Annotated in this window: 3 protein-coding genes and 1 pseudogene; 1 reads left to right on the plus strand and 3 read right to left on the minus strand. The window is 65.0% G+C overall.

Annotated features, from left to right (window positions below; genetic code table 11):
• On the plus strand, positions 1-453 hold a 453-nt coding region (locus ACE3S9_RS18025; RefSeq protein ID WP_374547858.1), incomplete at its 5' end, for an EAL domain-containing protein.
• 44 nt (positions 454-497) lie between these two features.
• On the opposite strand, the gene ACE3S9_RS18030 is transcribed toward ACE3S9_RS18025, so the two are convergent.
• The 3 genes and pseudogenes from ACE3S9_RS18030 to ACE3S9_RS18040 form a co-directional block, all read right to left on the minus strand.
• The gene (locus tag ACE3S9_RS18030) at positions 498-1,043 is read right to left on the minus strand and encodes a hypothetical protein (protein WP_374547859.1); all 546 of its coding nucleotides are present in this window, start codon (positions 1,041-1,043) and stop codon (positions 498-500) included.
• Between the two features lie 31 nt (positions 1,044-1,074).
• Entirely contained in the window at positions 1,075-1,911 is an 837-nt protein-coding gene (locus tag ACE3S9_RS18035) for a DUF2092 domain-containing protein (protein ID WP_374547860.1), read from the minus strand.
• A 264-nt stretch (positions 1,912-2,175) separates the two neighbouring features.
• A pseudogene (locus tag ACE3S9_RS18040) lies at positions 2,176-2,706 on the minus strand (hypothetical protein); the annotation flags it as partial.

Raw genomic sequence — 2,706 nt, forward strand, 5'->3', positions numbered from 1 at the left:
GACACCGTGCTGGCGACGATCGACGAATTGCGGGAGATGGGCATGACCGTCGCGCTCGACGATTTCGGCGCGGGCTATTCGTCGCTCGCCTATCTCAGCCGGTTCCGTCCGAACAAGGTCAAGATCGACCAATGTTTCGTGCGCGACATGGCGAAAAACGGCGCGGCGCTCGCCATCATCAAGGCGGTCAAGGCGATTGTCCGGGAACTCGATATCGAAATGCTGGTCGAGGGCGTCGAGACCATGCAGCAGTTCGAGATCCTGCTCGCCAACGGCGCCGACGAGGCGCAGGGCTATCTGTTCAGCAAGCCGCGCCCCGCGCGCGAGATCGCGCGCTTCGTCGCCGATCCAGCGCAACTGGTGCGCGGGAGAAAATTGATCACCGAGAAAAACGCGCCCTGGGTGAAGGTCTGCGAACGCGTCAACCCGGCTCTGGCGCAAAGCGTGAATTGAGGGCGGCGCGCGGTTTGCGCGCGCCGCATCAAAGGCGCCGCCGATTACGGAGCGGGAACGACCCGATAATAGACGCCGTTCGCGCCATAGGCCGGCTGGAGCCAGCCGGAGCCGCAACGGTAGAAGACCGCGCCGCCCATCGCTTCATAGGCGCATCCCGAGGGCAGATAGGCGTAGGTCCCGCCGATCGGCCAGGCGGCAGCCGCCGCCGTCGCAACCGCCGCGCCCGCGACGGCGCCCGCCGCCACCGCGCCCGCGCCCCAGCAACCCGGGCAACCGCCGCCATAGGCGCCGACCACGACCGGGGAATGATAATAGGCGCCGCCATGCCACGCGCCGCCATAAGCGCCGCCGTGGTAGACGCCGTCGGGACCGGCGGCCGTGCCGTGCCAGAATCCGCCCGCATCGCTGAAATGGGCGGCGCCGTGCGGGCCGACATAGGTGCCGTGCGCGAAGCCGCCGGCGTCGCCTGCGTGGAACCCGCCGGCATGGAACCCTCCGAAGCCGCCGGCCCGGAAGAAGGCGTTGGCGGGTTGCAGGGAAAGCGCCGCGATCACGGCGATGAATAGGGCAATGAAGGACTTTCTCATCGCGAAATCTCCTGTGCCTGGAAGTACGGGCTTATTTCTTGTCCGCCGGGGCGGCGGGAGCGGGGTGCGGCGCGGGATCCTCCGGCGCGGCGAACGGGATACGTTTCGCCTTGGCCGCCTTTTCAGAGGCGAAAGCCGTCGCCTCGACCTTCTCGCCCAGCTTCCAGTTGGAAAAGTCTACCTGGTAAAGCGCGCGCGCCGGCTCATTCGCATAGACGACCGCGATCCTGCGGGGCAGGTGGTCCTCGGCGCCAAGCCAGATCTGCCCGGCCGCTTCTTCGCCGGCGATGGCGATCATGTCGGTCTTCACGCCGCCAACGACGATCGATTGTCCGATATAGAAGGCCGAATGCAGATTATGCGACAGTTCGGCATAAGGATCGGACGCAAGCACATCCGCGAAGGGGAAATAGATCGCGGCCTTGTTCCAGACTTCCTCAAGCAGCTTGTCGACGGTCGGCGGCGCATCCGCGACGGCCACGAGATCGGCCGACGGAATATAGGCCATCATGGCCTTGCCGTCGTAATAGAACTCGTCCGGTGTGCCGTCGCCAACGGTGATGACGCGCAGCTTGTCGGGGCGCTGCAACGTCACCTGGCTGAGCGTGGAGAAGAACAAAGGCTGGCCATTGGCTGCGGCGCGCTCATAGGTCGCGACCGCGTCGAACGAGACGGTCTGGGCGCCTGCGAGCGCCGCGCTGGCCGCCTTGAGCAGGTCGATCGCCTTGGGTTCGATCGCCGAGGCGGGGGCGGGCGGCGCGGCGGGGGCGGGCGGCGCGGCGGGCGGAGCATTCTGCGCCATGACCGCCGGCGCGGCGGCGGCGAGCGTCAGGCCCAGGCATAGGCCGATCGTCAACTTCTTTGGCATTTCCGGATGGCTCCCTTGCTGCGGCGAACCTGTTTGAAAATGACGGTTCGCCTCAAAAAACGCGACACAGACCAACATGTTCGAAAGAGGATGAAACCCTAGCATTTCCCGGCGAGTCGCGCCAATACGGCGCGCGGCCCCGGAAAGATCGCAAAATAAGTCCTACGACAGTTTTCTTGCGCGAAGACGACAGCCAGGAGCGCCGGCGCGACAGGCCGGAGACACGCCGCGAAAGGGATAAAAAGCGAAAGCGCCTGTAAGCGCTCAGAAGGCGTAGGTGATCGCCGCCTGGGGGCCGAGAACCGTTTCCTGGAAGCGGAAGTTATGGGTGAAATCGCTCCGCTGCTGCTCATAGAGATAGAGCGCGCGGAAGCCGACCGTGCTCGAAATGGATGGGGTCCAGTTGTAGCCGACGGCGCCGAAGGTCTGCCAGGTCAGGCTGTTGCTGTAGCCGCCGATATCCGCCTCTCCCGTCAGGAACCATTTGTCGTTGAGCCGGTACCGTCCGGTCAGCCCGATGATCGGGTCCACCCAATCCTTGCTTTGCGAATTGTACGGGTTGAAGCCCGGAACAGCCGTGTTCAAGCCGAGATCGACGCCGACATTGACGTAGCGCGCGCCCGCGATGGCGAACAGGCTGAGATTGGGATCCTGGAACGGGAGTTTTACGCCTGCGAAGCCAGTCAGGATCGTTTCGTCGAGGCGCATATGGGCGGTGACGCCGCCGAATGGGCCAGCGGCGTGTTTGAAGCTCGCGCCTGCCGATACGGCGGTCCAGTACAGATCGACGCCGAG

This window comes from Rhodoblastus sp., from assembly GCF_041915505.1.
GTDB lineage: Bacteria > Pseudomonadota > Alphaproteobacteria > Rhizobiales > Beijerinckiaceae > Rhodoblastus.

Coding starts and splice junctions, on each gene's coding strand:
- ACE3S9_RS18035 (WP_374547860.1), bottom strand. CDS start 1,911: ATGCCAAAGAAGTTGACGATCGGCCTATGCCTGGGCCTGACGCTCGCC.
- ACE3S9_RS18030 (WP_374547859.1), bottom strand. CDS start 1,043: ATGAGAAAGTCCTTCATTGCCCTATTCATCGCCGTGATCGCGGCGCTT.